This is a genomic window from Pantoea sp. Ae19-2, from assembly GCF_059801205.1.
In genome coordinates this window covers 347906-374404 of record NZ_JBCHWE010000001.1, presented here as the reverse complement: position 1 = coordinate 374404, position 26499 = coordinate 347906, and the positions used below count along the sequence as shown (strand labels likewise).

Here is a 26499-nt window from a genome sequence, read left to right as displayed (position 1 = left end):
CCTGGCAGTTTATGAATCACGCTGTGATTCACCCTTCGGGCCGCTGCCTCGCAGCGTTCAAAAGCGTTCGCTTTTGTCCTACTCTACTGAGTAGTGAACTGCCCGAGGTTACGTGCAGGTCCTTCAATTTGATGCCTGGCAGTTCCCTACTCTCGCATGGGGAGACCCCACACTACCATCGGCGCTACGGCGTTTCACTTCTGAGTTCGGCATGGGGTCAGGTGGGACCACCGCGCTACAGCCGCCAGGCAAATTCTTTGTGCCGAAACGAATCTTTTACATCGTGACCGCGTTGCCATCGCTCAGCCACACCGGTCACATACTTCAGTATGCTCCCGCTGATGTCTTCGCGCTGCGCCCTGTCACGCCGCAAAATCTTTCGTTTCCGCAGATTCTTTATCCGGTAAACAATGCTGAAAATTCAATCGTCTCTCAACCAAAACGCCTCTGGCGTTGTAAGGTTAAGCCTCACGGGTCATTAGTACCGGTAAGCTCAACGCATCGCTGCGCTTACACACCCGGCCTATCAACGTCGTCGTCTTCAACGTCCCTTCAGGAGCCTTAAAGGCTCAGGGAGAACTCATCTCGGGGCAAGTTTCGTGCTTAGATGCTTTCAGCACTTATCTTTTCCGCACTTAGCTACCGGGCAGTGCCACTGGCGTGACAACCCGGACACCAGCGGTGCGTTCACTCCGGTCCTCTCGTACTAGGAGCAACCCCCCTCAATTCTCCAGCGCCCACGGCAGATAGGGACCGAACTGTCTCACGACGTTCTAAACCCAGCTCGCGTACCACTTTAAACGGCGAACAGCCGTACCCTTGGGACCTACTTCAGCCCCAGGATGTGATGAGCCGACATCGAGGTGCCAAACACCGCCGTCGATATGAACTCTTGGGCGGTATCAGCCTGTTATCCCCGGAGTACCTTTTATCCGTTGAGCGATGGCCCTTCCATTCAGAACCACCGGATCACTATGACCTGCTTTCGCACCTGCTCGAGCCGTCACTCTCGCAGTCAAGCTGGCTTATGCCATTGCACTAACCTCCTGATGTCCGACCAGGATTAGCCAACCTTCGTGCTCCTCCGTTACGCTTTGGGAGGAGACCGCCCCAGTCAAACTACCCACCAGACACTGTCCGCAGCCCGGATTACGGGCCTACGTTAGAACACCAAACATTAAAGGGTGGTATTTCAAGGCCGGCTCCACGCAGACTGGCGTCCACGCTTCAAAGCCTCCCACCTATCCTACACATCAAGGCTCAGTGTTCAGTGTCAAGCTGTAGTAAAGGTTCACGGGGTCTTTCCGTCTTGCCGCGGGTACACTGCATCTTCACAGCGATTTCAATTTCACTGAGTCTCGGGTGGAGACAGCCTGGCCATCATTACGCCATTCGTGCAGGTCGGAACTTACCCGACAAGGAATTTCGCTACCTTAGGACCGTTATAGTTACGGCCGCCGTTTACCGGGGCTTCGATCAAGAGCTTCTCCTTGCGGATAACCCCATCAATTAACCTTCCGGCACCGGGCAGGCGTCACACCGTATACGTCCACTTTCGTGTTTGCACAGTGCTGTGTTTTTAATAAACAGTTGCAGCCAGCTGGTATCTTCGACTGGCTTCAGCTCCGGGAGCAAGTCCCTTCACCTACGCGCCAGCGTGCCTTCTCCCGAAGTTACGGCACCATTTTGCCTAGTTCCTTCACCCGAGTTCTCTCAAGCGCCTTGGTATTCTCTACCTGACCACCTGTGTCGGTTTGGGGTACGATTTTGTGTTACCTGATGCTTAGAGGCTTTTCCTGGAAGCAGGGCATTTATCACTTCAGCACCGTAGTGCCTCGTCGTCACGCCTCAGTGTAAAGTGAACCGGATTTGCCTGGAACACACACCTACACGCTTAAACCGGGACAACCGTCGCCCGGCTGATATAGCCTTCTCCGTCCCCCCTTCGCAGTAACACCAAGTACAGGAATATTAACCTGTTTCCCATCGACTACGCCTTTCGGCCTCGCCTTAGGGGTCGACTCACCCTGCTCCGATTAACGTTGAACAGGAACCCTTGGTCTTCCGGCGACAAGGTTTTTCACCTTGTTTATCGTTACTTATGTCAGCATTCGCACTTCTGATACCTCCAGCATGCCTCACAGCACACCTTCGACGGCTTACAGAACGCTCCCCTACCCAACAACACATAGTGTCGCTGCCGCAGCTTCGGTGCATGGTTTAGCCCCGTTACATCTTCCGCGCAGGCCGACTCGACCAGTGAGCTATTACGCTTTCTTTAAATGATGGCTGCTTCTAAGCCAACATCCTGGCTGTCTGGGCCTTCCCACATCGTTTCCCACTTAACCATGACTTTGGGACCTTAGCTGGCGGTCTGGGTTGTTTCCCTCTTCACGACGGACGTTAGCACCCGCCGTGTGTCTCCCGTGATAACATTCTCCGGTATTCGCAGTTTGCATCGGGTTGGTAAGCCGGGATGGCCCCCTAGCCGAAACAGTGCTCTACCCCCGGAGATGAGTTCACGAGGCGCTACCTAAATAGCTTTCGGGGAGAACCAGCTATCTCCCGGTTTGATTGGCCTTTCACCCCCAGCCACAGGTCATCCGCTAATTTTTCAACATTAGTCGGTTCGGTCCTCCAGTTAGTGTTACCCAACCTTCAACCTGCCCATGGCTAGATCACCGGGTTTCGGGTCTATACCCTGCAACTTAACGCCCAGTTAAGACTCGGTTTCCCTGCGGCTCCCCTATACGGTTAACCTTGCTACAGAATATAAGTCGCTGACCCATTATACAAAAGGTACGCAGTCACCCCATAAAGAGGCTCCCACTGCTTGTACGTACACGGTTTCAGGTTCTGTTTCACTCCCCTCGCCGGGGTTCTTTTCGCCTTTCCCTCACGGTACTGGTTCACTATCGGTCAGTCAGGAGTATTTAGCCTTGGAGGATGGTCCCCCCATATTCAGACAGGATACCACGTGTCCCGCCTTACTCATCGAACTCACAGCCTGTGCACCTTTGTGTACGGGAGTATCACCCTGTACCCTGCGACTTTCCAGACGCTTCCACTGATGCACAAGCTGATGATGGTTCTGGGCTCCTCCCCGTTCGCTCGCCGCTACTGGGGGAATCTCGGTTGATTTCTTTTCCTCGGGGTACTTAGATGTTTCAGTTCCCCCGGTTCGCCTCATACAGCTATGTATTCACTGCATGATAGTGTGTCGAAACACACTGGGTTTCCCCATTCGGGTATCGCCGGTTATTGCGGTTCATATCACCTTACCGGCGCTTATCGCAGATTAGCACGCCCTTCATCGCCTCTGACTGCCAGGGCATCCACCGTGTACGCTTAGTCGCTTAACCTCACAACCCACAGGCGTTTTACGCTGCGTGTCGTGAGCTTTTGAGAGACTCGAACACATTGTCATCATTCTTTATTACGGAGGAACACGACAATGCGTCGTTTCAAATTTTCAGCTTGTTCCGGATTGTTAAAGAGCAGAATACTTCGCAGCACACCGTTGCCGGTACGCTCTGAAGTATTTTCAGAAAAAAACAGTAGTGAGTATGGTGGAGCTAAGCGGGATCGAACCGCTGACCTCCTGCGTGCAAGGCAGGCGCTCTCCCAGCTGAGCTATAGCCCCATACAGTTACTGCAGAGACCACTACTACCACTCAACCGAGTACACTTCGTGAGAAGTGCACTTCGTGCTCAGGCAAGGCGTGTGTCCGCGAAGCATAGTGAACTATGCGAGCCGGAGACATAACGCAGCATGAGTGCGAAGTTGGTAGGCCTGAGTGGACTTGAACCACCGACCTCACCCTTATCAGGGGTGCGCTCTAACCACCTGAGCTACAAGCCTGTAGAGGTTTTTTCTGCTCGTGACTTTCTATCAGACAATCTGTGTGAGCACTTCGCGGGAAGGTATCTTCAGGTAAGGAGGTGATCCAACCGCAGGTTCCCCTACGGTTACCTTGTTACGACTTCACCCCAGTCATGAATCACAAAGTGGTAAGCGCCCTCCCGAAGGTTAAGCTACCTACTTCTTTTGCAACCCACTCCCATGGTGTGACGGGCGGTGTGTACAAGGCCCGGGAACGTATTCACCGTGGCATTCTGATCCACGATTACTAGCGATTCCGACTTCACGGAGTCGAGTTGCAGACTCCGATCCGGACTACGACGCACTTTATGAGGTCCGCTTGCTCTCGCGAGGTCGCTTCTCTTTGTATGCGCCATTGTAGCACGTGTGTAGCCCTACTCGTAAGGGCCATGATGACTTGACGTCATCCCCACCTTCCTCCGGTTTATCACCGGCAGTCTCCTTTGAGTTCCCGACCGAATCGCTGGCAACAAAGGATAAGGGTTGCGCTCGTTGCGGGACTTAACCCAACATTTCACAACACGAGCTGACGACAGCCATGCAGCACCTGTCTCACGGTTCCCGAGGGCACTAAGGCATCTCTGCCAAATTCCGTGGATGTCAAGAGTAGGTAAGGTTCTTCGCGTTGCATCGAATTAAACCACATGCTCCACCGCTTGTGCGGGCCCCCGTCAATTCATTTGAGTTTTAACCTTGCGGCCGTACTCCCCAGGCGGTCGACTTAACGCGTTAGCTCCGGAAGCCACTCCTCAAGGGAACAACCTCCAAGTCGACATCGTTTACGGCGTGGACTACCAGGGTATCTAATCCTGTTTGCTCCCCACGCTTTCGCACCTGAGCGTCAGTCTTCGTCCAGGGGGCCGCCTTCGCCACCGGTATTCCTCCAGATCTCTACGCATTTCACCGCTACACCTGGAATTCTACCCCCCTCTACGAGACTCAAGCCTGCCAGTTTCAAATGCAGTTCCCAGGTTAAGCCCGGGGATTTCACATCTGACTTAACAGACCGCCTGCGTGCGCTTTACGCCCAGTAATTCCGATTAACGCTTGCACCCTCCGTATTACCGCGGCTGCTGGCACGGAGTTAGCCGGTGCTTCTTCTGCGGGTAACGTCAATCAATGCGGTTATTAACCACATCGCCTTCCTCCCCGCTGAAAGTACTTTACAACCCGAAGGCCTTCTTCATACACGCGGCATGGCTGCATCAGGCTTGCGCCCATTGTGCAATATTCCCCACTGCTGCCTCCCGTAGGAGTCTGGACCGTGTCTCAGTTCCAGTGTGGCTGGTCATCCTCTCAGACCAGCTAGGGATCGTCGCCTAGGTGGGCCGTTACCCCGCCTACTAGCTAATCCCATCTGGGTTCATCCGATAGTGAGAGGCCCGAAGGTCCCCCTCTTTGGTCTTGCGACGTTATGCGGTATTAGCCACCGTTTCCAGTGGTTATCCCCCTCTATCGGGCAGATCCCCAGACATTACTCACCCGTCCGCCACTCGTCACCCGAGAGCAAGCTCTCTGTGCTACCGTCCGACTTGCATGTGTTAGGCCTGCCGCCAGCGTTCAATCTGAGCCATGATCAAACTCTTCAATTTAAGTTTGATTTGCTGAAACCAGTTCAGCGGTGCTCATCTGTAAAACGTCATAATGAATTTCATTATGTGTTCACTCGTGAGGCTTTGATATTTTTTTACGTCCGGAGACGCTGATATCAATCCTGCGAGTGCCCACACAGATTGTCTGATACATTGTTAAAGAGCAGTGCGAACAGCGGGTTAACCGTCTGTCGCGAGGTGGCGTATATTACGCTTTCCTCCTTCAGAGTCAACCTCTTTTTCAGAAGTTTTTCTCCGGCGGAAACTCCTGGGAGCCTCCTGCTGAACACCGCGTTACGTAAGCCGTTGTGCCGTGTCAGTGGAGGCGCATTATAGGCAAATATTTTAGGCTGACAAGCGCTAATTCAAATAAATCTTTCGAGTGATTACTTTCCAGGCAATACGCTTTAAAAAAAGCCAAAACCACAGATTCCGCGTACAAAAAACGGGCGTAACGCCCGTTTTTAATAAATATGCCTTTACTGGTGGGCAGTAATGACATCGTCTTTTACGTCCATCTCTATCACTTTGCCCGGGACCAGCTCACCAGAAAGAATCTGCTGTGCCAGTGGGTTTTCTATCTGCTGCTGGATAGCGCGTTTCAGTGGACGCGCACCGTAAACCGGGTCATAACCGTTTTCGCCCAACAGTTTGATCGCCGCATCAGAGATATGCAGCTGATAGCCTCGGTCTTCCAGACGTTTGTACAGCCGCTGCAGTTGAATCTGTGCAATAGACGCAATGTGTTTCTCACCCAGCGGATGGAACACCACTACCTCGTCAATACGGTTCACGAACTCTGGACGGAAATGTTGACCCACTACGCCCATCACCAGATTTTTCATCTCGGGATAATTCAGGTTGCCGAAACGTTCCTGAATTAAATCTGAGCCCAGGTTAGAGGTCATGATCACGACCGTATTGCGGAAATCAACTGTGCGCCCTTGTCCGTCCGTCAACCGGCCATCATCCAGAACCTGCAGCAAAATATTGAAGACATCGGGATGCGCCTTCTCGATTTCATCCAACAGGATCACAGAATAAGGACGACGGCGAACCGCTTCAGTCAGATAGCCGCCCTCTTCATAGCCGACATAACCCGGAGGTGCGCCCACCAGCCGCGACACAGAATGTTTTTCCATAAATTCTGACATGTCGATACGAACCATCGCATCGTCACTGTCGAACAGGAAGTTAGCCAGTGATTTACACAGTTCCGTTTTACCCACACCTGTTGGGCCCAGGAACAGGAACGATCCGACAGGACGATTAGGATCGGCCAGACCTGCGCGGCTACGGCGAATGGCATTGGAAACCGCTTCAACCGCTTCATCCTGTCCGATGACTCGTGAATGCAGTTCCTGCTCCATACGCAGAAGTTTGTCGCGCTCCCCTTCCATCATGCGGGCGACCGGAATACCGGTCCAGCGCGCCAGAACATCGGCAATCTCAACGTCCGTTACGCGGTTACGCAGCAGCTTCATCGTCTTGCCTTCAGACTGTGTAGCGGAAGCCAGCTGTTTCTCCAGCGCCGGGATCTTGCCGTACTGCAGTTCAGACATCTGTGCCAGATCGCCTGAGCGACGTGCCTGCTCAAGGGTAAGGCGCGCCTGCTCCAGCTCCGCTTTGATATTCTGCGTGCCGGTCAACGAGGCCTTTTCCGCTTTCCACTCTTCTTCCAGCTCGGCATATTCACGCTCTTTCTGGTTTAGCTCGGCTTCCAGCATATCCAGACGTTTGACGCTGGCATCATCAGATTCTTTCTTTAACGCCTGCTGTTCCAGCTTCAGCTGAATAATACGGCGCTCCAGACGATCCAGCGCTTCCGGCTTGGAGTCAATCTGCATACGGATACTGGATGCCGCCTCATCAATCAGGTCAATCGCCTTATCTGGCAACTGGCGATCGGCTATGTAGCGATGAGAAAGCGTTGCTGCCGCGACGATAGCCGGGTCAGTGATCTGCACATGGTGGTGCAACTCATAACGCTCTTTCAAACCCCGCAAAATCGCGATGGTATCTTCAACGCTGGGCTCTGCCACAAACACTTTCTGGAAACGGCGCTCCAGCGCTGCGTCTTTCTCGATATACTGGCGATATTCGTCCAGCGTGGTAGCGCCGACACAGTGTAACTCGCCGCGCGCCAGCGCAGGTTTCAGCATATTGCCGGCGTCCATTGCACCATCTGCTTTACCCGCGCCCACCATGGTATGCAGCTCATCAATAAACAGAATGACGTTGCCTTCCTGCTTAGACAGGTCGCTGAGCACGCCTTTCAGACGCTCTTCGAATTCACCACGGTATTTAGCCCCTGCCACCAGCGCGCCCATATCCAGTGCCAGCACACGGCGGCCTTTCAGCCCTTCCGGCACTTCACCATTGATAATGCGCTGCGCCAGCCCTTCGACGATGGCGGTTTTACCTACGCCGGGCTCACCAATCAACACAGGGTTGTTTTTAGTACGACGTTGCAGTACCTGGATGGTACGGCGAATCTCTTCATCACGCCCAATCACCGGATCGAGCTTGCCTTTCTCGGCGCGCTCGGTGAGATCAATCGTATATTTCTTTAAAGCCTGACGCTGATCTTCAGCACCTTGATCGTTCACGTTGTCGCCTCCACGAAGTTGTTCAATCGCTTTGGTGAGCTTTTCGTTGGTGACGCCTGCAGATTTCAATATGTCCGCCAGCGAGCCACGTGAATCCAGGGCTGCCAAAACAAATAATTCTGATGAGATAAAGTTGTCGTTGCGCTTCTGTGCCAGCTTGTCGCACAGGTTAAGCACTCGGATCAGGTCGGATGATGGCTGCACATCTCCGCCGCTGCCTTCTACCTGCGGCAAACGGTCAATAGCCTGATCAATTTGCGTACGTAACGATGCTACGTCAGTACCGGCTGAGGACAACAGGGGCGCAACGGAACTCCCTTCCTGCTTGAGCAACGCGCTCATCAGGTGCAAGGGTTCAATAAACTGGTTATCCTGTCCTAAAGCCAAAGACTGCGCGTCGGACAGAGCGAGTTGAAATTTATTAGTAAGACGATCCAGACGCATAATTCCTCCCATTACAGGTCAAATGCTACTGGAGATTAAAATGAGGTCATTCCTCAAATATTCAAGGTTAATGACCTGAAACGGGACTAAAAAACGCGCTGTCTGGATCGTCTTACGGGCTAAGACTATAACAGCCAAATTAAAGTTGCCATACGGCCGGTGATGCCATCCCGACGATAGGAGAAGAAATCGTCCTGCTCGCTAAAGGTACAACGTGAATCCGCACTCACTGATTTCACGCCTGCGGCATGGAGCCGCTGACGGGCCAGTAGCCAGATATCCGCGTAGAATTTTTCCCCCGCCGGACGAAAAGCGGCAGCTGCCTCAGGATCGTGATTCATAAACGCGCGACGCACTTCTGCACCGACTTCGAACGCATCAGGACCAATGGCCGGCCCGAGCCAGGCGTGAATATTGCCGGGCGCAGCCTGAAACTGTGCCAGGGTATTTTCCAGTACGCCGCCACACAGCCCGCGCCATCCTGCATGAGCCGCAGCAACTTCACGGCCGTCATCCGAACAAAACAGCACAGGCAGGCAGTCAGCCGTCATGATTGCACATACCACGCCCGTTTCCCGTGTGATACAAGCATCTGCCTGTAGCGGCGCGGTTCCGCCTGCGCTCAGGCAGGCAACGTCGGTGGAATGAACCTGCTCCAGCCACTGCGGCATCGCGGGCAACGCCGCAAGCGCTATCAGCCGCTCACGGTTGGCTGCCACATGATGCAGCTTGTCACCGACATGGCTGCCGAGATTAAGCGAACGCCAGTTCCCCTCGCTCACGCCGCCCTGCCGTAACGTTGAGACGGCACGCACCCGATCGGGTGCCGGCCATTGTGGAATAATCAGGCTCATAGCCAGTCCAGCTGATCCTTGAACATCTCTGTATCCGCTTTCAGCGCATCAATCAGATCAATCATGTCCTGAGGTATCGCGGCATGGAATTCCATCTCAATCCCAGAGATAGGATGGTAAAGCCGGAGCATCGTCGCATGCAGCGCCTGGCGATCAAATCCGCGCAGCGTGGTAATAAAGTCTTCCGATGCGCCTTTTGGCGGACGCGGACGGCCACCGTAAAGCGGGTCGCCCACCAGAGGGTGATTAATATGCGACATATGCACACGGATCTGGTGCGTACGGCCGGTTTCCAGGCGCAGACGCAACCGCGTATGAGCACGGAAATGCTCCATGATGCGATAGTGAGTGACAGCCGGTTTCCCCATGGGATGCACGGACATATGCGTACGTTTAGTTGAGTGACGGCTAATCGGTTCATCGACCGTGCCGCCAGCAGTCATCGTACCGATGGCGACCGCTTCATATTCACGTGTAATTTCACGGCGCTGAAGGGCGTCGACAAGGTGCGTTTGCGCCGGGACGGTTTTCGCCACGACCATCAGCCCGGTTGTATCTTTGTCCAGGCGATGAACGATGCCCGCGCGCGGCACATCGGCAATGGCGGGATAGTGATGCAGCAGCGCATTGAGTACGGTGCCATCAGGATTGCCCGCGCCCGGATGCACCACAAAGTCACGTGGTTTATTGATGACAATGATATCTTCATCTTCGTAGACGATATCCAGCGGGATATTTTGGGGTTCCCAGCGCTGCTCTTCTTCGATCTCAGCATCGATGGTCACGCGCTCGCCGCCGAGCACTTTTTCTTTCGGCTTATCAGTCACAGTGCCGTTGACACTGACGCGCTGGTTAAGGATCCACTCTTTTATGCGGGAACGTGAATAATCAGGGAACAATTCCGCCAAAGTTTGATCTAAACGTTGTCCGAGTTGTGACTCGGATACCGTTGCGGTGAGTTGAACTTGTTGTGCCATATACAGCTTCTTCGTTAACGTTGGGTTTTACGGCGATGCCGTTTAATATAATGTGCTATCGTACCTGGTCATTACCGGGAGCTATACGGACAGCTTCCGCCATAACATTTTGAGGATAATCACTTCGTCATGACGCGTATGAAATATCTGTTGGCTGCAGCCACACTGAGCCTGGCACTTGTTGGTTGTTCCGGCTCAAATGACGCGGTACCGGACAACCCGCCTTCTGAAATCTATGCTACAGCGCAACAAAAGCTGCAGGACGGTAACTTTAAAGCGGCGATTAAGCAACTGGAAGCGCTGGATAATCGTTACCCATTCGGTCCCTATTCGCAGCAGGTTCAGTTGGATTTGATCTACGCGTACTATAAAAATGCCGATCTGCCGATGGCGCAGGCTGCCATCAGCCGCTTTATGCGTTTAAATCCTACGCATCCTAATATCGATTACGTCATCTATATGAAAGGGCTGACGGATATGGCGCTGGATGATTCGGCATTGCAGGGCTTTTTCGGCATCGACCGTTCCGATCGCGATCCTACCCATGCTCGTGATGCATTCCGCGACTTTGCACAGCTGCTGCGCAGCTATCCAAACAGCCAATATGCAGCCGATGCCTATAAACGTCAGGTCTATCTGAAAGACCGTTTGTCAAAATATGAGCTTTCAGTGGCGCAATTCTATACCAAGCGTGGGGCCTATGTCGCGGTTGTTAACCGTGTTGAAGGGATGATGCGCGATTATCCGGACACGCAGGCGACGCACGATGCGTTACCGCTGATGGAAAACGCCTATCGCCAGTTGCAACTGAACGCCGAGGCGGATAAAGTCGCAAAAATTATCGCAGCAAACAACGACTGAGACGTTCGCGCGTTGAGCCACAAAAAAAGCAGCCCTGGAGGCTGCTTTTTTATGTGCATAAAACAGGCAAAATGTTGATTTACCTGTTGAGCTAACTTATCAAGAATGCCTTGATAAGGCGTTAGCTTCAAGGCTTTTCGGCCACATTCTCGCCCTTTCTCACAATTTGCTGTAGTTGACAAAAAGTGACATTTTTTTGTGATCAAAATCACACATCTACAGAGATATCGCGCTATGCTGGATCCATTCAGACGGCAATCACAGAGAGGTAAGCATAATGATCGTGAATATTACCAGTAAGCAAATGGAAATTACTCCAGCCATCCGTGAACACGTCGAAGACCGTCTCGCCAAGCTAGAAAAGTGGCAAACCGACCTGATTAACCCGCATATCGTTCTGTCGAAAGAATCCAAAGAGTTTGTGGCAGACGCCACGATTAATACGCCAAACGGTACACTGGTCGCCAGTGCCAAACATGACGATATGTACACTGCTATCAACGACCTGATAGGAAAACTCGAGCGCCAACTTAATAAAGTGCAGCACAAATCTGAAGCGCGCCGCGCGGCCACCAGCGTTAAAGACTTTACCCCCGCCGCCGAAGAGTAAGTTTTGTCCTCACCTTCCTGACGCGCCTACGGGCGCGTTTTTTGTTGACAGCTTTTCATCTGTGCGGTTACTCTCAGAACAGCTTATTTTTGGAACCTGTCATGAAAACACTGTCGTTTTTCTTCGCTTTCTTTTTTACCTTCCCCTGACTGGGAGGCCATTCGTCGTGTAAAAAGAAAGCGAAGACGAACAACAAAGCCTCCCAACCGGGAGGCTTTTTTATTGGATAGCTTACAGGTGAGCCTTATGACCCCGGACAATCCGCTTCTGGCACTGCGTGATAAAATCAGCGCCGTTGATGAAAAACTACTGACGTTACTCGCTGAACGGCGTTTGCTGGCCGTGGAGGTTGCAAAGGCGAAGCTGGCAACGCACCGCCCTGTCCGCGACGTCGAACGTGAACGCGCACTGATTGAGCACCTCATCGTACTGGGTAAAAAACATCAGTTGGATGCGCACTACATTACCCGCCTGTTTCAGTTAGTGATTGAAGATTCGGTTCTGACTCAGCAGGCCTTGCTGCAAAAAAACCTCAACCATACGCATGCTCATGCGGCCCGCATCGCCTTCTTGGGCCCGAAAGGCTCTTACTCTCATCTGGCTGCCCGTCAGTATGCCGCGCGTCATTTCAGTAACATGGTTGAATGCGGTTGCCTGAAATTTCATGACATTATCAAACAGGTGGAGAATAACGCGGCGGATTACGCCGTCTTACCGATCGAGAATACCAGCTCCGGTTCAATCAACGATGTGTACGACCTGCTGCAACAGACCAACCTCTCTATCGTAGGGGAACTGACGCTTCCGATTGAGCACTGCATGTTGGTCAGTAGCCAGAGCGACCTGGAACAGATTGAAACGGTCTACAGCCATCCGCAGCCTTTTCAGCAGACCAGCCACTTCATTAACCGCTTCCCGCACTGGAAGATTGTCTACACCGAAAGCACCGCCGCTGCCATGGAAAAAGTGGCCGCGCTCAACTCACCTAAGGTCGCGGCGATCGGTAGCGAAGCCGGTGGCGAACTGTATCAGTTACAGGTGCTGGAGCGTAATTTGGCCAACCAACAGCAGAATCACACACGCTTTATTGTCCTGGCCCGTAAGCCCATCGAAGTATCCGATCAGATTTCGGCGAAAACGACGCTGATCATGGCAACCGGCCAGCAGGCGGGTGCACTGGTTGACGCACTGTTGGTCTTGCGCCAGCACAACCTGATTATGAGCAAACTGGAATCACGGCCTATCAACGGTAACCCGTGGGAAGAGATGTTTTATCTGGATGTGCAGGGCAATCTGCAGTCTGAAAAGATGCAGCAGGCATTAGAAGAGCTGAGGGCAATGACGCGTTCGTTAAAAGTACTTGGCTGCTACCCCAGCGAAAATATCATTCCTGTTGAACCCGACAAGTAATCAGTAAAAAGGCATCCAACTGGATGCCTTTTTAGCTTATGGCCGGCTGTCGTTCGCCGAGCGCAGCAGGCTTCGGCTCTCAACCAAAAAGCGCTTGGCGTGATCGCCAAACCACTCTTCTACCCGGTTGAAGCTGGCAATAAAGGCGTTTTTATCACCTTTTTCCAGCAGGGCAATGGCTTCACCAAAGCGCTGATAATAACGTTTGATAAGGTTCAGGTTATTTTCAGACGACATAATGATATCCGCATACAGCTGCGGATCCTGTGCAAACAGGCGGCCCACCATTGCCAGCTCAAGCCGGTAAATGGGCGAGGACAAAGCCAGGAGCTGATCAAGATTGACATTCTCTTCAGCCAGGTGAAGGCCATAAGCAAAAGTCGCGAAATGGCGCAGCGCCTGGATAAATGCCATGTTCTGATCGTGTTCTTCTGCCCCAATGCGATGCAGGCGCGCTCCCCAGACCTGTATCTGCTCCAGAAACCACTGATAGGCTTCCGGCTGCCGCCCATCGCACCAGACAACAACCTGCTTGGCAAGACTGCCGCTGTCCGGCCCGAACATAGGATGCAGACCGAGTACCGGTCCCTGATGCGCCGCCAGCATCGCCTGTAGGGGGCGATTCTTGACGGACGCCAGATCCACCAGAATACAGTCATCCGGCAGCGTAGGGAGTTGTTGAATCACCTGCTCGGTCAGATGGATAGGCACGCTGATGATCACCATACCGGCATCGCTGAACAGCGTTTCCGCCCGATCCCAGTCATCTTTATCCAGCGTTTTTACCTGGTAGCCCGACAGCGTCAGCATTTTATTAAACAGGCGTCCCATCTGGCCATTACCGCCGACGATCACCACCGGACGTAACTCGGGACGCAGGGTTTTAAACCCTTTATCATTTTCGCTGGTATAGGATTCTCGCATGACGCGGCGCAATACGTCTTCAATCAGATCGCCAGGCACGCCCAGCGCTTCTGCCTCTTTGCGACGGGACGCCAGCATAGAAGCTTCCCGCTCCGGAACATAGATTGGCAAACCATGGCGGCTTTTAACTTCGCCGACTTCCGCTACCAGTTCCAGACGTTTTGCCAGTAGATCCAGCAGTGCTTTATCTACCGTATCAATTTGTTCGCGTAATGCAGTTAATTCAGCCACCATTGCCCACTACACCTCGTGTGAAAGACGCGCCGACAGAACCTCGTTTAGCTCATCATGCATTTCGCGCAGTAACGCCTCGGTGACGTTCCAGTTGATGCAGGCATCGGTAACAGAGACGCCGTACTTCATCTCACTGCGCGGCTGCTCGGAAGACTGATTGCCTTCACTAATGTGGCTTTCCAGCATCAGGCCAATAATCGAACGGTTGCCTTTCTTGATCTGATCGATGGCCGATTGCGCGACGCCAGGCTGACGGCGGTAGTCTTTATCAGAGTTACCGTGGCTGCAATCTATCATTAAGGCTGGGCGGAGTCCCGCTTTAAGCATGGCCGTTTCACATTGTGCCACGTCTTCCGGACTGTAGTTTGGTGCTTTGCCGCCGCGTAAAATAACGTGCCCGTCAGGATTTCCCTGTGTTTGCAACAGGCAAACCTGGCCTGACTGATTGATACCCACAAACCGATGAGGCATTGCCGCCGCGCGCATGGCATTTATCGCCGTCCCCAGGCTGCCATCGGTACCGTTTTTAAAGCCCACCGGCATTGACAGGCCTGAAGCCATTTCACGGTGGGTTTGTGATTCCGTCGTGCGTGCGCCAATCGCCGACCAGCTAAACAGATCGCCCAAATATTGCGGGCTGTTTGGATCCAGCGCTTCCGTCGCTAACGGCAAGCCCATATCGACAAGATTCACCAGCAACTCACGGGCAATGTGCAAACCCGCTTCCATATCAAATGAGTTATCCATGTAAGGATCGTTAATTAACCCCTTCCAGCCAACGGTCGTGCGGGGTTTCTCGAAGTAGACGCGCATAACAAGGTACAGGCGATCTTTCACCTGCTCAGAGAGGCTTTGCAGACGACGCGCATAATCCAGAGCCGCTTCTGTATCGTGAATTGAGCATGGGCCACAAACCACTAACAGGCGGGAATCACGGCCTGCAATGATATCCGCAATCGTCTGGCGCGAGGCGGCGATTTGCGCCTGCTGCGCATTGCTCAACGGGAATTTCGTTTTAAGCTCTTCTGGAGTAATCAACACCTGCTCATTGGCGATATGAACATTGTTTAACGCGTCTTTTTGCATCGTCCTGTCCTTTACACTCATTTATGCGGTCACGGGATCCTCATGGAGGAGAGATGAAACTGTATCATAATGAGTACAATGGACAATCCCTTATGTACACTTTATTTACCATCAAAAATAAAACACCTGAAAATATCAAAAAAAATATATTTAATATCAATTAATTAAAAAAATAAAAACACAATCAGCCAGACTGTCATTGTGTAAACATAAATATACATATCATCTATTCCACCACCGAAATCCCGCTGTTAATATTGATACGTTAACTGACAAGGACGAAAACATGATCCAGACCACTGCAGCCATTCGCCTGCGTCCTTTTGATCTAAGCGATATTGAGGCCTTCACCGTAGCCGTTAATGACTCTTTGGATACGTTATTGCCCTGGATGAGTTGGGCGCATCCGGATTATCAGCCGGATGAAGCCGAAAGCTGGATTCGCTTTACACACTTACAACGCGCACTTAAAGAAGCGGAAGAATTTGCCATCGTGGATGCCCAGAACCGCCTGTTAGGTGGTGCAGGCTTTCGCTTTGCTAAAAAACCGGGAGAGTTTTGCGCTTTGGGGTACTGGGTTCGCAGTGACGCGCAATGTCAGGGTGTTGCCACGCAAGCGGTAAAGCTGTTACTGGAATTTGGCTTTGCGCGCCCGGATGTACAGACAATAGAACTGCTGGCGGTGGAGAATAACTTCGCCAGCAGACGTGTAGCGGAAAAGAGTGGCGGGCGCTTTATCGATTACCGTTATGGTTTAATTGTTTTAGACAGCGGGCCGGTCAACGCGGCGATCTATCATTTCCAGCGCCCCTCATGAAAAGGCATGAGATCGTACTCAGCGGTCGTAGGCCTCAACATAAGCGACAAGCCAGCTGTTAACGTCTATGGTTTTCCCGGTATTACGCAGAATGATAATGCCGGATTCGATCCGGACCAGTTCGAATGCGCGCATCTCTCTGTGGAAATGACAATAGCCTTTGATAAACATCCCATCGCAGGACTCCACATCCACGCGCCGGTAAGCCACCTTACCCTCGTAGTCAAAATAGCTGAAGCCGATCTCTTTTAGACTCAGCCAGGGCATATCAACCTCGACCAGGGGCACATGCGCCGTCACCGCCGTGGACGTTTTGTTCTTACATGCCAGTTCTTTTTTGTGTTCGCGGCCTGCCCAAACAAGGATCACGTTAGCCGCCACAAAGATAAGGGCCGGACCATACAACCCCAGCGCAAGAAAAAGGGGAAACAACACGAATCCCATGCTTACCCAGACTGCGGTCAGGCAGCGGCAAAGCCACTTATGCTTGTTGCCTTCCAGTGCATATCGGGCTGAATAGAATGAGGCGAGCGAAAATATAAAGCCGGAAACTAAAAAAACGACGTCTTTCAAAACCTGCCCTTAGGGCAATGAGATTGAATAAGAGAATAATCGGTTGTGTCCGATGACGAGCAGATTGCGTTACGCAGCATCCCGGCGGTTGGCATGCACAGCATCGCAAAGATACCTGTTCTGTTCCGACAGGTTTTCCTTTATGTGAGACAGCGCTTTGGTCTGGCACACTTTGCCTGCAGATGACGGCAAACATTCGGCGTAGGCATTTTGTAGGCACTGGCATAAAAAAGGGGCTGGCACATTGCCAACCCCTTGTTTGCTATTAACTTTTAGATGTCGCGTTAGCGATACCTTAGTTAAGACGCTCTTTGATACGAGCAGACTTACCAGTACGCTCACGCAGGTAGTACAGTTTGGCTTTACGCACAGCGCCACGACGTTTAACAGCGATGCTGTCAATTACCGGAGAGTGAGTCTGGAAGACACGCTCAACGCCTTCGCCGTTAGAAATTTTGCGAACAGTGAATGCAGAGTGCAGACCGCGGTTACGAATAGCGATAACCACGCCCTCGAATGCCTGCAGACGTTTTTTAGAACCTTCAACGACCCATACTTTCACTTCCACGGTATCACCCGGACGGAAGGAAGGTACGTCCTGTTTCATCTGCTCTTGTTCAATTTGCTTAATAATGTTGCTCATAATTAAATCTCTTATCCTGGGTAAACTGATAGTCAGGGAAGATCACTCTCCCGCATCATCGTTTTGTTGCTGGTGTTCCTGTTGGAACGCCTTAAGCAACCTTGCTTGCTCTTCAGTCAGAGCCAGGTTTTCCAGAAGTTCAGGTCTTCTTAGCCAGGTACGGCCTAGCGACTGTTTCAGGCGCCACTGGCGAATATCGGCATGGTTGCCCGACAGCAAAACTGGCGGAACGTCCATCCCTTCTAACACTTCAGGTCGGGTATAGTGCGGACAATCCAGCAACCCGTCAGAGAACGAATCCTCATCGGCTGACGCCTGTTTGCCGAGTACTCCCGGAATGAACCGGGCAACCGCGTCAATCATCGTCATTGCTGGCAGTTCCCCGCCGCTGAGAACGTAATCACCGATTGACCATTCTTCATCAATTTCGGTCTGGATTACGCGCTCATCAATCCCTTCATAGCGACCACAGACAAGGATGAGCTTGTCTCGTGATGCCAGTTCGCAAACGCCCTGTTGGTCAAGTTTGCGGCCCTGAGGTGAAAGATATATCACCCTGGCACCCTCTCCCGCCGCTGCTTTCGCTGCGGAGATGGCATCCCGTAAAGGTTGTACCATCATCAGCATTCCCGGTCCGCCACCATAAGGACGATCGTCCACAGTACGGTGCCGGTCGTGCGTGAAGTCACGTGGACTCCAGCTTTGAACGCTGAGCAGGCCATTTTTTACTGCCCGGCCAGTTACCCCGTAATCGGTAATAGCGCGAAACATTTCTGGAAACAGGCTAATTACACCAATCCACATTGTCTTCGCCGTTACGTTACCGTTTGATTCGGAGATCAAAAACCAGGATCCCAATCTACTTCAATAAGGCCAGTAGAGAGATCGACTTTCTTGATAACCTGTTCATCAAGAAACGGAATTAACCGCTCCTGTACACCAAACGCATCTTTCAGGTTTGCCTTCACGACGAGAACGTCGTTCGAACCGGTTTCCATCATATCGACGACTTTACCCAGTTCGTAGCCTTCAACGTTGACTACCTTGCAACCCATCAGGTCTTTCCAGTAGTACTCACCGTTATCCAGCGCAGGCAGCTGCGTCGAGTCGACCTGAATTTCGCAATTGGTCAACTGTGCCGCCGCATCCCGATCGTCAATGCCTTTGACTTTGATGATCAGGTCCTGATTGTGGTGCTTCCAACCATCCAGTTCCACCTGCTGCCATTTACCGGCGCGCTGGATAAACCAGGGTTGGTAGTCAAAGATGCTTTCAGCGTCTTCAGTGGAGGAAAACACTTTGAGCCAGCCGCGAATGCCGTATGCCGCACCCATTTTACCCAATACAATCGGGTTAACAGGTGCCTGTGCGGCAAGTTGTCTGCTCATGCTCACCACCGTGACAGATTAAGCTGCTTTCTTTGCTTCTTTGATCAGCGCGTTAACGCGATCAGAAAGCGTTGCGCCCTGGCCAACCCAGTGCTCGATACGATCCAGATCCAGACGCAGACCTTCTGCCTGACCAGATGCGATCGGGTTGAAGAAACCTACGCGCTCGATGAAGCGACCGTTGCGTGCATTGCGGCTGTCAGTGACGACGACCTGATAGAACGGACGCTTTTTAGCGCCGTGACGTGCCAAACGAATTGTTACCATAACATCCTCTTCAGTTAATAAAACACCCGGCCCCCATCGAGGAACGGGGTCCGGGTGCTGTATAAAAAGCCCGAAAATTTTACTCATTTTGGCGCAAAAAGCAACCTAAACCGAGTAATCCCAGGCTTTTTTGTGGAACCCATTAGCGTCCTGGGAAACCTGGCGGCATCATACCTTTCATGCCGCGCATCATTTTCGCCATTCCGCCCTTCTTCATTTTCTTCATCATCCGCTGCATGTCGTCGAACTGCTTTAATAAGCGGTTAACGTCCTGCACCTGCATGCCCGAGCCGGTAGCGATGCGGCGCTTGCGCGAACCTTTGATAATTTCTGGTTTTTCACGCTCTTTGCGTGTCATCGAATTGATGATGGCTTCCATGCGCACCAGCACTTTGTCATCCATCTGCGATTTCACGTTGTCTGGCAGTTGCCCCATGCCCGGCAGCTTGCCCATCAGGCTCGCCATGCCGCCCATGTTGCGCATCTGCTTTAACTGCTCAAGGAAGTCATTGAGATCAAAACCGTCGCCGGTTTTCAGTTTCTTCGCCAGTTTTTCCGCTTGCGCGCGGTCAACTTTACTTTCGATATCTTCAATAAGCGACAGCACGTCGCCCATGCCAAGAATGCGCGAGGCAATGCGGTCAGGATAAAAGGCTTCCAGCGCATCGGTCTTCTCGCCCATCCCCATAAATTTGATCGGCTTGCCGGTAATATGGCGAATAGACAGGGCAGCACCACCGCGTGCATCGCCATCCACCTTCGTCAGAATAACCCCTGTCAGCGGCAGCGCTTCATTAAAGGCTTTCGCGGTATTCGCCGCATCCTGACCGGTCATGGCATCCACGACAAACAGGGTTTCTACCGGATTAATTGCGGCGTGAACCTGTTTAATCTCGTCCATCATCGCTTCGTCTACGTGCAGACGACCCGCGGTATCGACCAGCAATACGTCATAAAACTTGAGTTTGGCTTCACGCAGCGCGTTGTTGACGATATCAACGGGCTTCTGGCTCAGATCCGAGGGGCAAAAATCCACACCGACCTGCTGTGCCAGTGTCTCAAGCTGTTTGATCGCCGCCGGGCGATAAACGTCAGCAGATACCACCAGCACTTTTTTCTTGTGCTTTTCACGCAGAAATTTACCCAGCTTACCGACACTGGTGGTTTTACCCGCACCCTGCAGACCGGCCATCAGCACAACGGCCGGCGGCTGTGCGGCAAGATCCAGCGCGTTGTTTTCTGCGCCCATCGCCGTAACCAGTTCGTTACGGACAATTTTGATAAATTCCTGGCCCGGCGTCAGGCTTTTGTTGACGTCGTGGCCTACCGCGCTCTCTTTGACGCGATTAATGAAGTCACGCACCACCGGCAGCGCAACGTCAGCTTCCAGCAGCGCCATGCGCACTTCGCGCAGCGTATCTTTAATGTTGTCTTCAGTCAGCCTTCCGCGGCCGCTGATATTGCGCAGAGTTTGCGACAAACGATCGGTTAAATTGTCAAACATTGTCTCTCACTTAAAAAAAATCGCGAGGCACCATACCGGCAGAATGCGGCGGATTATAACACGAAGCCGAGGCGATCTCTTCACTTCCACCTCAGTTCCTCTTCAATTCCACCTCAGATCGTTTGGAGCCTGCTGCGGCTGGCGCTATACTGCCCTTTTCCTTTATCTGACTGATGCCTGAAAGGAACTATGTCCGTTTTCGCGATTGTGGCGCTGTTCGCCTACTCCCTGAGTCTTGCACTCATCATCCCCAGCCTGTTGAAGCGTCAAAGCGGCTGGCGCAGGTTAGCTGTGCTGTCGGCCTGTGTGGCGTTAGTCACGCACGCTGTCGCCCTGCAGCAGCGTATCTTTGCCGTTGATGGCGGGCAAAATCTCAGCCTGTTGAATATCGGCTCTCTGGTCAGCCTGCTGATTTGTGCAATCATGACCATTGTTGCCTCCCGAAATCGTGGCTGGCTACTGCTGCCGATTGTTTACAGCTTTGCATTAATTAACCTGGCCTTTGCCACTTTTGTCCCGAATGCGTTTATTACGCACCTTGAAACCACGCCCGGCATTATGATTCATATCGGGCTGTCGCTGTTTGCCTATGCAACGCTCATCATCGCGGCGTTGTACGCGTTGCAGCTTGCGTGGATTGATTACCAGCTTAAGAACAAAAAACTGGCTTTCACTCAGGACATGCCACCGCTGCTGACCATTGAACGTAAAATGTTTCACATCACCCAGGTTGGCGTTGTGTTACTGACGCTGGTGCTGTGTACCGGCCTGTTTTATATGCATGACCTGTTCAGCGCCGAAAACGTAGATAAGGCCGTGCTGTCGATTATTGCCTGGTTTGTCTACATCGTTCTGCTCTGGGGCCACTATCATGAAGGCTGGCGTGGTCGCCGCGTAGTCTGGTTTAACTGCGGCGGCGCAGCGCTGCTCACGATGGCGTACTTTGGCAGTCGCGTACTGCAACACCTGCTCATTCACAGTTCTTAATAAAAGGAAGTTTTGCGGTGGAACATGTTTCGACCACGACGTTGATTGTCACACTCATCATTATGGTGTTGGTTTCAGCCTATTTTTCAGGCTCTGAAACCGGCATGATGACGCTCAATCGTTATAAACTGCGCCATCAGGCTAAACATGGCCATCGCGCAGCCCGCCGCGTCGAAAAATTGTTAAAGCGCCCGGATCGCCTCATCAGCCTGGTCCTTATCGGTAATAACCTGGTCAATATTCTGGCGTCCGCCATTGGTACTATCGTAGGGATGCGTTTGTATGGCGATGCCGGTGTCGCGATCGCGACCGGTATCCTGACATTTGTTGTACTGGTGTTTGCAGAAGTGCTGCCCAAAACGGTTGCTGCACTTTATCCAGAAAAAGTCGCTTACCCCAGTAGCTTTCTGCTCGGTCCGCTGCAATACATCATGCTGCCCCTGGTGTGGTTGCTTAACACCATTACCCGACTGCTGATGCGACTGGTGGGCATCCGGGCGGATGGTGCGATCAGTTCAGCGCTCAGCAAAGAAGAGTTGCGTACCATCGTTTACGAATCGCGTACGCACATGTCGCGCCGCAATCAGGATATGTTGTTATCTGTACTGGACCTTGAAAAGGTCAGTGTGGACGACATTATGGTGCCGCGTAACGAGATTGTTGGTATTAACATCAACGATGACTGGAAATCAGTCATCCGTCAGTTAAGCCATTCACCGCACGGTCGCATTGTCCTGTTCCGTGATTCGCTGGATGATTGTGTAGGGATGCTGCGGGTGCGCGAAGCCTGGCGCATGATGACCGAGAAAAAAGAGTTTACGAAAGAGATGCTGCTGCGTGCCGCCGATGAGATCTATTACATTCCCGAAGGCACGCCGCTCAACGTTCAGTTGGTGAAATTTCAGCGCAACAAGAAAAAGACCGGTCTGGTCGTGGATGAGTACGGCGATATCAAAGGCCTGATTTCGATAGAGGACATTCTGGAGGAGATTGTGGGTGATTTCACGACCTCAATGTCTCCGTCGCTGGCTGAAGAAGTGATGCCGCAAAATGATGGCTCCGTGCTGATTGAAGGTAGCGCGAATATTCGTGAGATCAATAAAGCCTTCAACTGGCAACTGCCTGAGCAGGAAGCGCGTACCATCAACGGTATGTTACTGGAAGCACTGGAAGAGATTCCAACAGTGAACACGCGCGTTCAGGTGAATCACTATGATGTTGATATTCTGGATGTGCAGGACAATATGATTAAGCAGGTTCGCATCACACCACAGACACCGCTCAAGCAATCCGTAGGATCCTGATGCTCATAAAAAACTGCACCTTACTCAGTTGGGTGTCCAACTTTTTGGGTGCAGTTCATTGCAAGGCGGTTTTTTTCGCCTGACCCGCAGGTTTTTGAAAAGCCCGCCGTCGTCATGCAGGCGCTGTTATAAAAAACGCCGCTCATGTGCGGCGTTTTACTGTCCGGACTAACCTAACTGACTAGATGTGCAGCTCTTTCAGTTTTTCGGCAGGCAGTTTCAGATCGTCATTGTGGTTAACACCGATCTCCTGTGCCAGCACGTTGCGGGCAATTTGCTGAGCTTCATCCAGAGAATGCAGTTTATAGCTGCCACACTGATATTCGTTCAGCTCTGGAATCTGGTTCTGATCTTTCACCTTCAGCACGTCTTCCATCGCGCCTTTCCAGGCTTGTGCCACACGTTGCTCGTCTGGTGTACCAATCAGGCTCATGTAGAAGCCTGTGCGGCAACCCATAGGTGAAATATCAACAATCTCTACGCCGTTACCGTTGAGATGGTTACGCATAAAGCCCGCAAACAAATGCTCAAGCGTGTGGATCCCACGTTCAGTCAGAATGTCGATATTGGGGCGACAAAAACGCAGGTCAAAAACAGTAATCGTATCGCCATGGGGAGTCTTCATGGTTTTTGCTACACGCACTGCGGGCGCGGCCATGATGGTGTGATCAACAGTAAAACTATCCAGTAATGGCATACGTCACCTCTTGGTCTGAAAAATTTTTTGAGAACGATGAAACTTTTCCGATCGTCCAGCGTCTGAATATATGAAAGACGCGCATTTGTTATCATCCATCCCTGACAACAGAGATGTTAATTTGGCCACATTGATGTGGCCTTTTTCTTTTCTACCCTTCCCGGCCAGCCAGATAGGTTTCAAAATCTAACGTATCATTCGCTTCAAGCTGCTGCTGCGCGGCAACGGACGCCTGTGCCTGACGCGCAAAGTCTTCCGGCTTGAGCACTTCCAGTTGCTCGTTAACCAGCAACTGCTGATACTGCTCTGCCAGAGCGATGCCCGTTCCCGTCACGCCGCTTTCTTTCATGGCTTTAAGAATACGCGCCGAATAGGTTAGCTCAGGATCGTCGAAGGATGCTACCAGTTCGTCACAGACTTGCTGATATTCTGTTGTGCCTTGATTGCTGTCCAGCGCTTCCGCAACGCGGCGCAAATCAGCAAACAGTGTCTTGCCGACCTCGACCAGTGAATACTCTGCTTCACCGCAGCCGACTGCAATTTTCAGATCGGGTTTGCGCCCTTCCAGCACCACGCGATTCCAGTTCTGCCGACTGCACTGCAATTCATCAGAACTCATCTCTGGCGCATCTGCCAGCGTGCACCAAATCAGGAACAGATCCAGGAACCGCACCTGGTTTTCATCCACCCCGATGGGCGAGAAAGGGTTAATGTCCATTGAGCGCACTTCGATGTACTCGATGCCGCCACGTTGCAGGGCATCGGAAGGCGCTTCACCGGATCGGGTAACGCGCTTGGGACGAATCGGCGCATAGAGCTCATTCTCAATCTGCAGGACGTTGGTGTTCAGCTGCAACCAGTTTCCGTCTGCATCCCGCGTGCCCATCTTCACGAAGTCTTCAGAAGGCGTTTTAATCGCTTTTTTCAAGGCGCTGACATAACCCTCAAGAGAGTTAAAGGTAATACCCAGCGAGCTCTGCGACTTATTGGTATAGCCCAGGTCACTCAGACGCAGCGAAGTGGCATAGGGGAGCCAGAGCGTACCTTTATTATCGGTGTCAAACGGCAGTGCGCTCTCGCCGCCCTGCAGGAAACTGGAACAAATTGCAGGCGATGCGCCAAACAGATAAGGGATGATCCAGCCAAAACGATAGTAGTTGCGGATCAGCCGCAGATAACCGGCAGAAATGGTTTCTTTACCGCTTTCATAATCTTTTACGTCCGCCCAGGCCTGCCAGAAGGACAACGGCAGCGAGAAATTGTAGTGGATACCGGAGATGGTTTGCATCAACGCACCATAGCGGTTCTTTAATCCCTGACGGTAAAGGGTTTTCATACGACCGATATTGGATTTGCCGTATTGTGCCAGCGTAATTTTATCCGCATCTTCAATCAGGCAAGGCATGCTGAAAGGCCACATGCGCTCTTCACCGAGTTCGCGGGCAACATGACGATGAACGTCACGCAAAAACGCCAGCATGTGATCGATGCTGTGATCAACCGGGGTAATAAACTCCAGCAGCGTTTCAGCAAAGTCGGTGGTGATCCAGTCATGCTTAAGCGCCGACCCCAGTGAATCTGGATGCGCGGTCGTCGCAAGATGACCATCTGGCTGCACTCGCAGCGTTTCACGTTCAATGCCACGGCCAATGCCTTTAAGTGCATCAGGATGCGCTTCCAGCCAGGATAACGCTTTTGATACGTCGGGGATCACATTAACCTCCCGCTGGGTGAATAATTTATTTTTGTTCAGCATAGTGTTAACCCTAGCCCCGAATCAGTACGAATCAATGCCACCATTCCATGCCCTGTAATGTGGCGGTCGCAATAACGATATAACGCAGCGTTTTACCGATAGCCAGAAACAGTATCGAGGGCAACCAGCCAAAGCGTAACCAACCTGCAAGAACGCAGAGCAGATCGCCTACAACCGGTAGCCAACTTAACAACAGTGCTGCCGGCCCCAGCCGTTGCAACCACGTCATCGCTGTCTCATGCCATCGCCCCTGACGTTTTAACGGCAATAAGCGACCCAAAATTATGTTGGTCAAGCCACCCAGGGTATTCCCTAACGATGCGACTAAAATCAACCCATAAACTGATGCGCTTTTCGCGATCAGTAGTGCAACTAACAGCGCCTCTGAGCTACCCGGAAGTAACGTCGCACTGAGAAAGCTGCTACTCAATAAAGACACATAAGCCAGTGTTTCGCTCACAGCAGGCGAACATCAACCACGGCCATCCCTGCGGCCTTCGCTGCCTGCACGCCAAAATCAGCGTCTTCGAACACCACACAGCGCTCTGGCGCGATGCCCATCAGCGCAGCACAGCGTAGAAAGGTATCGGGCTCAGGCTTGTGACGCTGCACGTCGTCGGCCCCCACCACAGCAGAAAAGAGATCTCTGACACCCAACTGGCTGAGCAGCGCATCAGCCATAGCGTGCTCACTACCTGTACCCACAGCCAAAGGGCGGCGGCCATAGTACGCCTTGACGACCTCCATGAGCGGAAGCGGCTGCACGTTATCCAGCAGCATCGCTTTTACCGCTGCCGTTTTTTCAGCGGCGAGCAAATAAGGATCGCGATCTGAATTATTGGTTTCAATAATGAACTTCGCCAGTTGCCATGAGGGCGCACCGTTGAACGCCGTTACGCGCGCTTCATCGAACGCCAGGCCATAGCGTGACAGCACCTGACGCCACGCTTTTCGATGTGTCGGTTCAGTATCAAGAATAGTACCGTCCATATCGAAAATCAGGGCGTCGTATTGATCGTAGATTGTCACTGAGGACCTCCAACAAATGAGCCATTACTTTAGCTGAATGTGCGTAGGTT

Annotated in this window: 22 protein-coding genes, 2 tRNA genes, 3 rRNA genes and 1 other annotated feature; of the genes, 7 read left to right on the top strand and 20 right to left on the bottom strand. The window is 52.2% G+C overall.

All coding sequences use genetic code 11. The annotated features are described in order from the left end of the window. Nucleotides 1–133 precede the first annotated feature (133 nt). The 8 genes from rrf to rluD form a co-directional block, all read right to left on the bottom strand. Nucleotides 134–249, bottom strand: a 5S ribosomal RNA gene (rrf, locus tag AAIE03_RS01780). Between the two features lie 208 nt (nucleotides 250–457). After that, nucleotides 458–3362 (bottom strand): 23S ribosomal RNA (locus AAIE03_RS01775). A gap of 205 nt (nucleotides 3363–3567) precedes the next feature. After that, nucleotides 3568–3643 (bottom strand) — tRNA-Ala (locus AAIE03_RS01770). 142 nt (nucleotides 3644–3785) lie between these two features. Next, nucleotides 3786–3862: transfer RNA gene (locus AAIE03_RS01765), tRNA-Ile, on the bottom strand. 73 nt (nucleotides 3863–3935) lie between these two features. Beyond that, nucleotides 3936–5475: ribosomal RNA gene (locus AAIE03_RS01760) — 16S ribosomal RNA — on the bottom strand. The 16S, 23S and 5S rRNA genes sit together here with 2 tRNA genes alongside, the layout of an rRNA operon. 479 nt (nucleotides 5476–5954) lie before the next feature. Further along, nucleotides 5955–8528 carry an ATP-dependent chaperone ClpB gene (gene clpB, locus AAIE03_RS01755; RefSeq protein ID WP_014605184.1) on the bottom strand — a complete coding sequence of 858 codons (2574 nt, stop codon included), beginning with the start codon at nucleotides 8526–8528 and terminating at the stop codon, nucleotides 5955–5957. 125 nt (nucleotides 8529–8653) lie between these two features. Next, on the bottom strand, nucleotides 8654–9382 hold the full coding sequence (yfiH, locus tag AAIE03_RS01750; protein ID WP_024471536.1) for a purine nucleoside phosphorylase YfiH: 729 nt from the start codon (nucleotides 9380–9382) through the stop codon (nucleotides 8654–8656). Then, entirely contained in the window at nucleotides 9379–10359 is a 981-nt protein-coding gene (gene rluD / locus AAIE03_RS01745) for a 23S rRNA pseudouridine(1911/1915/1917) synthase RluD (RefSeq protein ID WP_013026884.1), read from the bottom strand. The genes yfiH and rluD overlap by 4 nt, the downstream gene beginning before the upstream one ends. A gap of 129 nt (nucleotides 10360–10488) precedes the next feature. Between rluD and bamD the strand changes: the two genes are divergently transcribed. From bamD to pheA, 4 genes are all read left to right on the top strand, one after another. Next, complete coding sequence (bamD, locus tag AAIE03_RS01740) at nucleotides 10489–11220, top strand: outer membrane protein assembly factor BamD (protein WP_024471535.1); 732 nt, start codon at nucleotides 10489–10491, stop codon at nucleotides 11218–11220. Nucleotides 11221–11497: 277 nt separating this feature from the next. Continuing rightward, on the top strand, nucleotides 11498–11830 hold the full coding sequence (gene raiA / locus AAIE03_RS01735) for a ribosome-associated translation inhibitor RaiA (RefSeq protein WP_013026886.1): 333 nt from the start codon (nucleotides 11498–11500) through the stop codon (nucleotides 11828–11830). Between the two features lie 100 nt (nucleotides 11831–11930). Continuing rightward, nucleotides 11931–12054 (top strand) — a sequence feature (Phe leader region). Further along, complete coding sequence (locus tag AAIE03_RS01730; protein WP_193372328.1) at nucleotides 11932–11979, top strand: hypothetical protein; 48 nt, start codon at nucleotides 11932–11934, stop codon at nucleotides 11977–11979. Its footprint overlaps the feature before it by 48 nt. A gap of 22 nt (nucleotides 12055–12076) precedes the next feature. Continuing rightward, nucleotides 12077–13240 carry a bifunctional chorismate mutase/prephenate dehydratase gene (gene pheA / locus AAIE03_RS01725; protein WP_014594412.1) on the top strand — a complete coding sequence of 388 codons (1164 nt, stop codon included), beginning with the start codon at nucleotides 12077–12079 and terminating at the stop codon, nucleotides 13238–13240. A gap of 36 nt (nucleotides 13241–13276) precedes the next feature. Here pheA and tyrA read toward each other — a convergent pair whose 3' ends face one another. Together tyrA and AAIE03_RS01715 are read right to left on the bottom strand one after the other, a co-directional pair. Next, complete coding sequence (gene tyrA / locus AAIE03_RS01720) at nucleotides 13277–14398, bottom strand: bifunctional chorismate mutase/prephenate dehydrogenase (RefSeq protein ID WP_112900712.1); 1122 nt, start codon at nucleotides 14396–14398, stop codon at nucleotides 13277–13279. A gap of 6 nt (nucleotides 14399–14404) precedes the next feature. Next, on the bottom strand, nucleotides 14405–15484 hold the full coding sequence (locus AAIE03_RS01715; RefSeq protein WP_014605181.1) for a 3-deoxy-7-phosphoheptulonate synthase: 1080 nt from the start codon (nucleotides 15482–15484) through the stop codon (nucleotides 14405–14407). Nucleotides 15485–15770: 286 nt separating this feature from the next. On the opposite strand from AAIE03_RS01715, the gene AAIE03_RS01710 reads away from it, so the two are divergent. After that, nucleotides 15771–16301, top strand: a complete 531-nt coding sequence (locus tag AAIE03_RS01710; protein ID WP_013026890.1) for a GNAT family N-acetyltransferase — start codon at nucleotides 15771–15773, stop codon at nucleotides 16299–16301. An 18-nt stretch (nucleotides 16302–16319) separates the two neighbouring features. Here AAIE03_RS01710 and AAIE03_RS01705 read toward each other — a convergent pair whose 3' ends face one another. From AAIE03_RS01705 to ffh, 6 genes are all read right to left on the bottom strand, one after another. Beyond that, nucleotides 16320–16874 carry a hypothetical protein gene (locus AAIE03_RS01705; RefSeq protein WP_145033467.1) on the bottom strand — a complete coding sequence of 185 codons (555 nt, stop codon included), beginning with the start codon at nucleotides 16872–16874 and terminating at the stop codon, nucleotides 16320–16322. A 295-nt stretch (nucleotides 16875–17169) separates the two neighbouring features. Then, nucleotides 17170–17517: a 50S ribosomal protein L19 gene (gene rplS, locus AAIE03_RS01700; protein WP_013026892.1), complete on the bottom strand. Its 348-nt coding sequence runs from the start codon at nucleotides 17515–17517 to the stop codon at nucleotides 17170–17172. 42 nt (nucleotides 17518–17559) lie between these two features. Next, nucleotides 17560–18321: a tRNA (guanosine(37)-N1)-methyltransferase TrmD gene (trmD, locus tag AAIE03_RS01695; RefSeq protein ID WP_014594415.1), complete on the bottom strand. Its 762-nt coding sequence runs from the start codon at nucleotides 18319–18321 to the stop codon at nucleotides 17560–17562. A 35-nt stretch (nucleotides 18322–18356) separates the two neighbouring features. Then, nucleotides 18357–18905: a ribosome maturation factor RimM gene (gene rimM, locus AAIE03_RS01690; protein ID WP_014594416.1), complete on the bottom strand. Its 549-nt coding sequence runs from the start codon at nucleotides 18903–18905 to the stop codon at nucleotides 18357–18359. Nucleotides 18906–18923: 18 nt separating this feature from the next. Continuing rightward, entirely contained in the window at nucleotides 18924–19172 is a 249-nt protein-coding gene (rpsP, locus tag AAIE03_RS01685) for a 30S ribosomal protein S16 (protein WP_007893313.1), read from the bottom strand. A 142-nt stretch (nucleotides 19173–19314) separates the two neighbouring features. Continuing rightward, nucleotides 19315–20676: a signal recognition particle protein gene (gene ffh / locus AAIE03_RS01680; RefSeq protein WP_013026896.1), complete on the bottom strand. Its 1362-nt coding sequence runs from the start codon at nucleotides 20674–20676 to the stop codon at nucleotides 19315–19317. 189 nt (nucleotides 20677–20865) lie between these two features. Here ffh and AAIE03_RS01675 point away from each other — a divergent pair, with 189 nt between their 5' ends. Beyond that, nucleotides 20866–21663, top strand: coding sequence for a cytochrome C assembly family protein (locus tag AAIE03_RS01675; protein ID WP_013026897.1), 798 nt, complete (start codon nucleotides 20866–20868; stop codon nucleotides 21661–21663). 17 nt (nucleotides 21664–21680) lie between these two features. After that, the gene (locus tag AAIE03_RS01670; protein ID WP_013026898.1) at nucleotides 21681–22967 is read left to right on the top strand and encodes an HlyC/CorC family transporter; all 1287 of its coding nucleotides are present in this window, start codon (nucleotides 21681–21683) and stop codon (nucleotides 22965–22967) included. Between the two features lie 181 nt (nucleotides 22968–23148). Here AAIE03_RS01670 and luxS read toward each other — a convergent pair whose 3' ends face one another. The 4 genes from luxS to yqaB form a co-directional block, all read right to left on the bottom strand. Continuing rightward, nucleotides 23149–23664 (bottom strand): S-ribosylhomocysteine lyase, encoded by a 516-nt coding sequence (gene luxS, locus AAIE03_RS01665; RefSeq protein WP_013026899.1) that lies wholly within the window; start codon nucleotides 23662–23664, stop codon nucleotides 23149–23151. A 151-nt stretch (nucleotides 23665–23815) separates the two neighbouring features. Next, nucleotides 23816–25420, bottom strand: a complete 1605-nt coding sequence (gene gshA / locus AAIE03_RS01660; RefSeq protein ID WP_013026900.1) for a glutamate--cysteine ligase — start codon at nucleotides 25418–25420, stop codon at nucleotides 23816–23818. Between the two features lie 31 nt (nucleotides 25421–25451). Next, entirely contained in the window at nucleotides 25452–25880 is a 429-nt protein-coding gene (locus AAIE03_RS01655; RefSeq protein ID WP_013026901.1) for a YqaA family protein, read from the bottom strand. Then, on the bottom strand, nucleotides 25877–26443 hold the full coding sequence (gene yqaB / locus AAIE03_RS01650; protein WP_024471530.1) for a fructose-1-phosphate/6-phosphogluconate phosphatase: 567 nt from the start codon (nucleotides 26441–26443) through the stop codon (nucleotides 25877–25879). The genes AAIE03_RS01655 and yqaB overlap by 4 nt, the downstream gene beginning before the upstream one ends. Nucleotides 26444–26499 lie beyond the last annotated feature (56 nt).

What these genes read in the sequence shown, in the direction of transcription:
- rpsP (WP_007893313.1), bottom strand. Translation starts at nt 19,172, where the DNA reads ATGGTAACAATTCGTTTGGCACGTCACGGCGCTAAAAAGCGTCCGTTC.
- AAIE03_RS01710 (WP_013026890.1), top strand. Translation starts at nt 15,771, where the DNA reads ATGATCCAGACCACTGCAGCCATTCGCCTGCGTCCTTTTGATCTAAGC.
- pheA (WP_014594412.1), top strand. Translation starts at nt 12,077, where the DNA reads ATGACCCCGGACAATCCGCTTCTGGCACTGCGTGATAAAATCAGCGCC.
- rluD (WP_013026884.1), bottom strand. Translation starts at nt 10,359, where the DNA reads ATGGCACAACAAGTTCAACTCACCGCAACGGTATCCGAGTCACAACTC.
- trmD (WP_014594415.1), bottom strand. Translation starts at nt 18,321, where the DNA reads ATGTGGATTGGTGTAATTAGCCTGTTTCCAGAAATGTTTCGCGCTATT.
- tyrA (WP_112900712.1), bottom strand. Translation starts at nt 14,398, where the DNA reads ATGGTGGCTGAATTAACTGCATTACGCGAACAAATTGATACGGTAGAT.
- raiA (WP_013026886.1), top strand. Translation starts at nt 11,498, where the DNA reads ATGATCGTGAATATTACCAGTAAGCAAATGGAAATTACTCCAGCCATC.
- yfiH (WP_024471536.1), bottom strand. Translation starts at nt 9,382, where the DNA reads ATGAGCCTGATTATTCCACAATGGCCGGCACCCGATCGGGTGCGTGCC.
- rplS (WP_013026892.1), bottom strand. Translation starts at nt 17,517, where the DNA reads ATGAGCAACATTATTAAGCAAATTGAACAAGAGCAGATGAAACAGGAC.
- rimM (WP_014594416.1), bottom strand. Translation starts at nt 18,905, where the DNA reads ATGAGCAGACAACTTGCCGCACAGGCACCTGTTAACCCGATTGTATTG.
- gshA (WP_013026900.1), bottom strand. Translation starts at nt 25,420, where the DNA reads ATGCTGAACAAAAATAAATTATTCACCCAGCGGGAGGTTAATGTGATC.
- AAIE03_RS01675 (WP_013026897.1), top strand. Translation starts at nt 20,866, where the DNA reads ATGTCCGTTTTCGCGATTGTGGCGCTGTTCGCCTACTCCCTGAGTCTT.
- ffh (WP_013026896.1), bottom strand. Translation starts at nt 20,676, where the DNA reads ATGTTTGACAATTTAACCGATCGTTTGTCGCAAACTCTGCGCAATATC.
- luxS (WP_013026899.1), bottom strand. Translation starts at nt 23,664, where the DNA reads ATGCCATTACTGGATAGTTTTACTGTTGATCACACCATCATGGCCGCG.
- clpB (WP_014605184.1), bottom strand. Translation starts at nt 8,528, where the DNA reads ATGCGTCTGGATCGTCTTACTAATAAATTTCAACTCGCTCTGTCCGAC.
- AAIE03_RS01715 (WP_014605181.1), bottom strand. Translation starts at nt 15,484, where the DNA reads ATGCAAAAAGACGCGTTAAACAATGTTCATATCGCCAATGAGCAGGTG.
- bamD (WP_024471535.1), top strand. Translation starts at nt 10,489, where the DNA reads ATGACGCGTATGAAATATCTGTTGGCTGCAGCCACACTGAGCCTGGCA.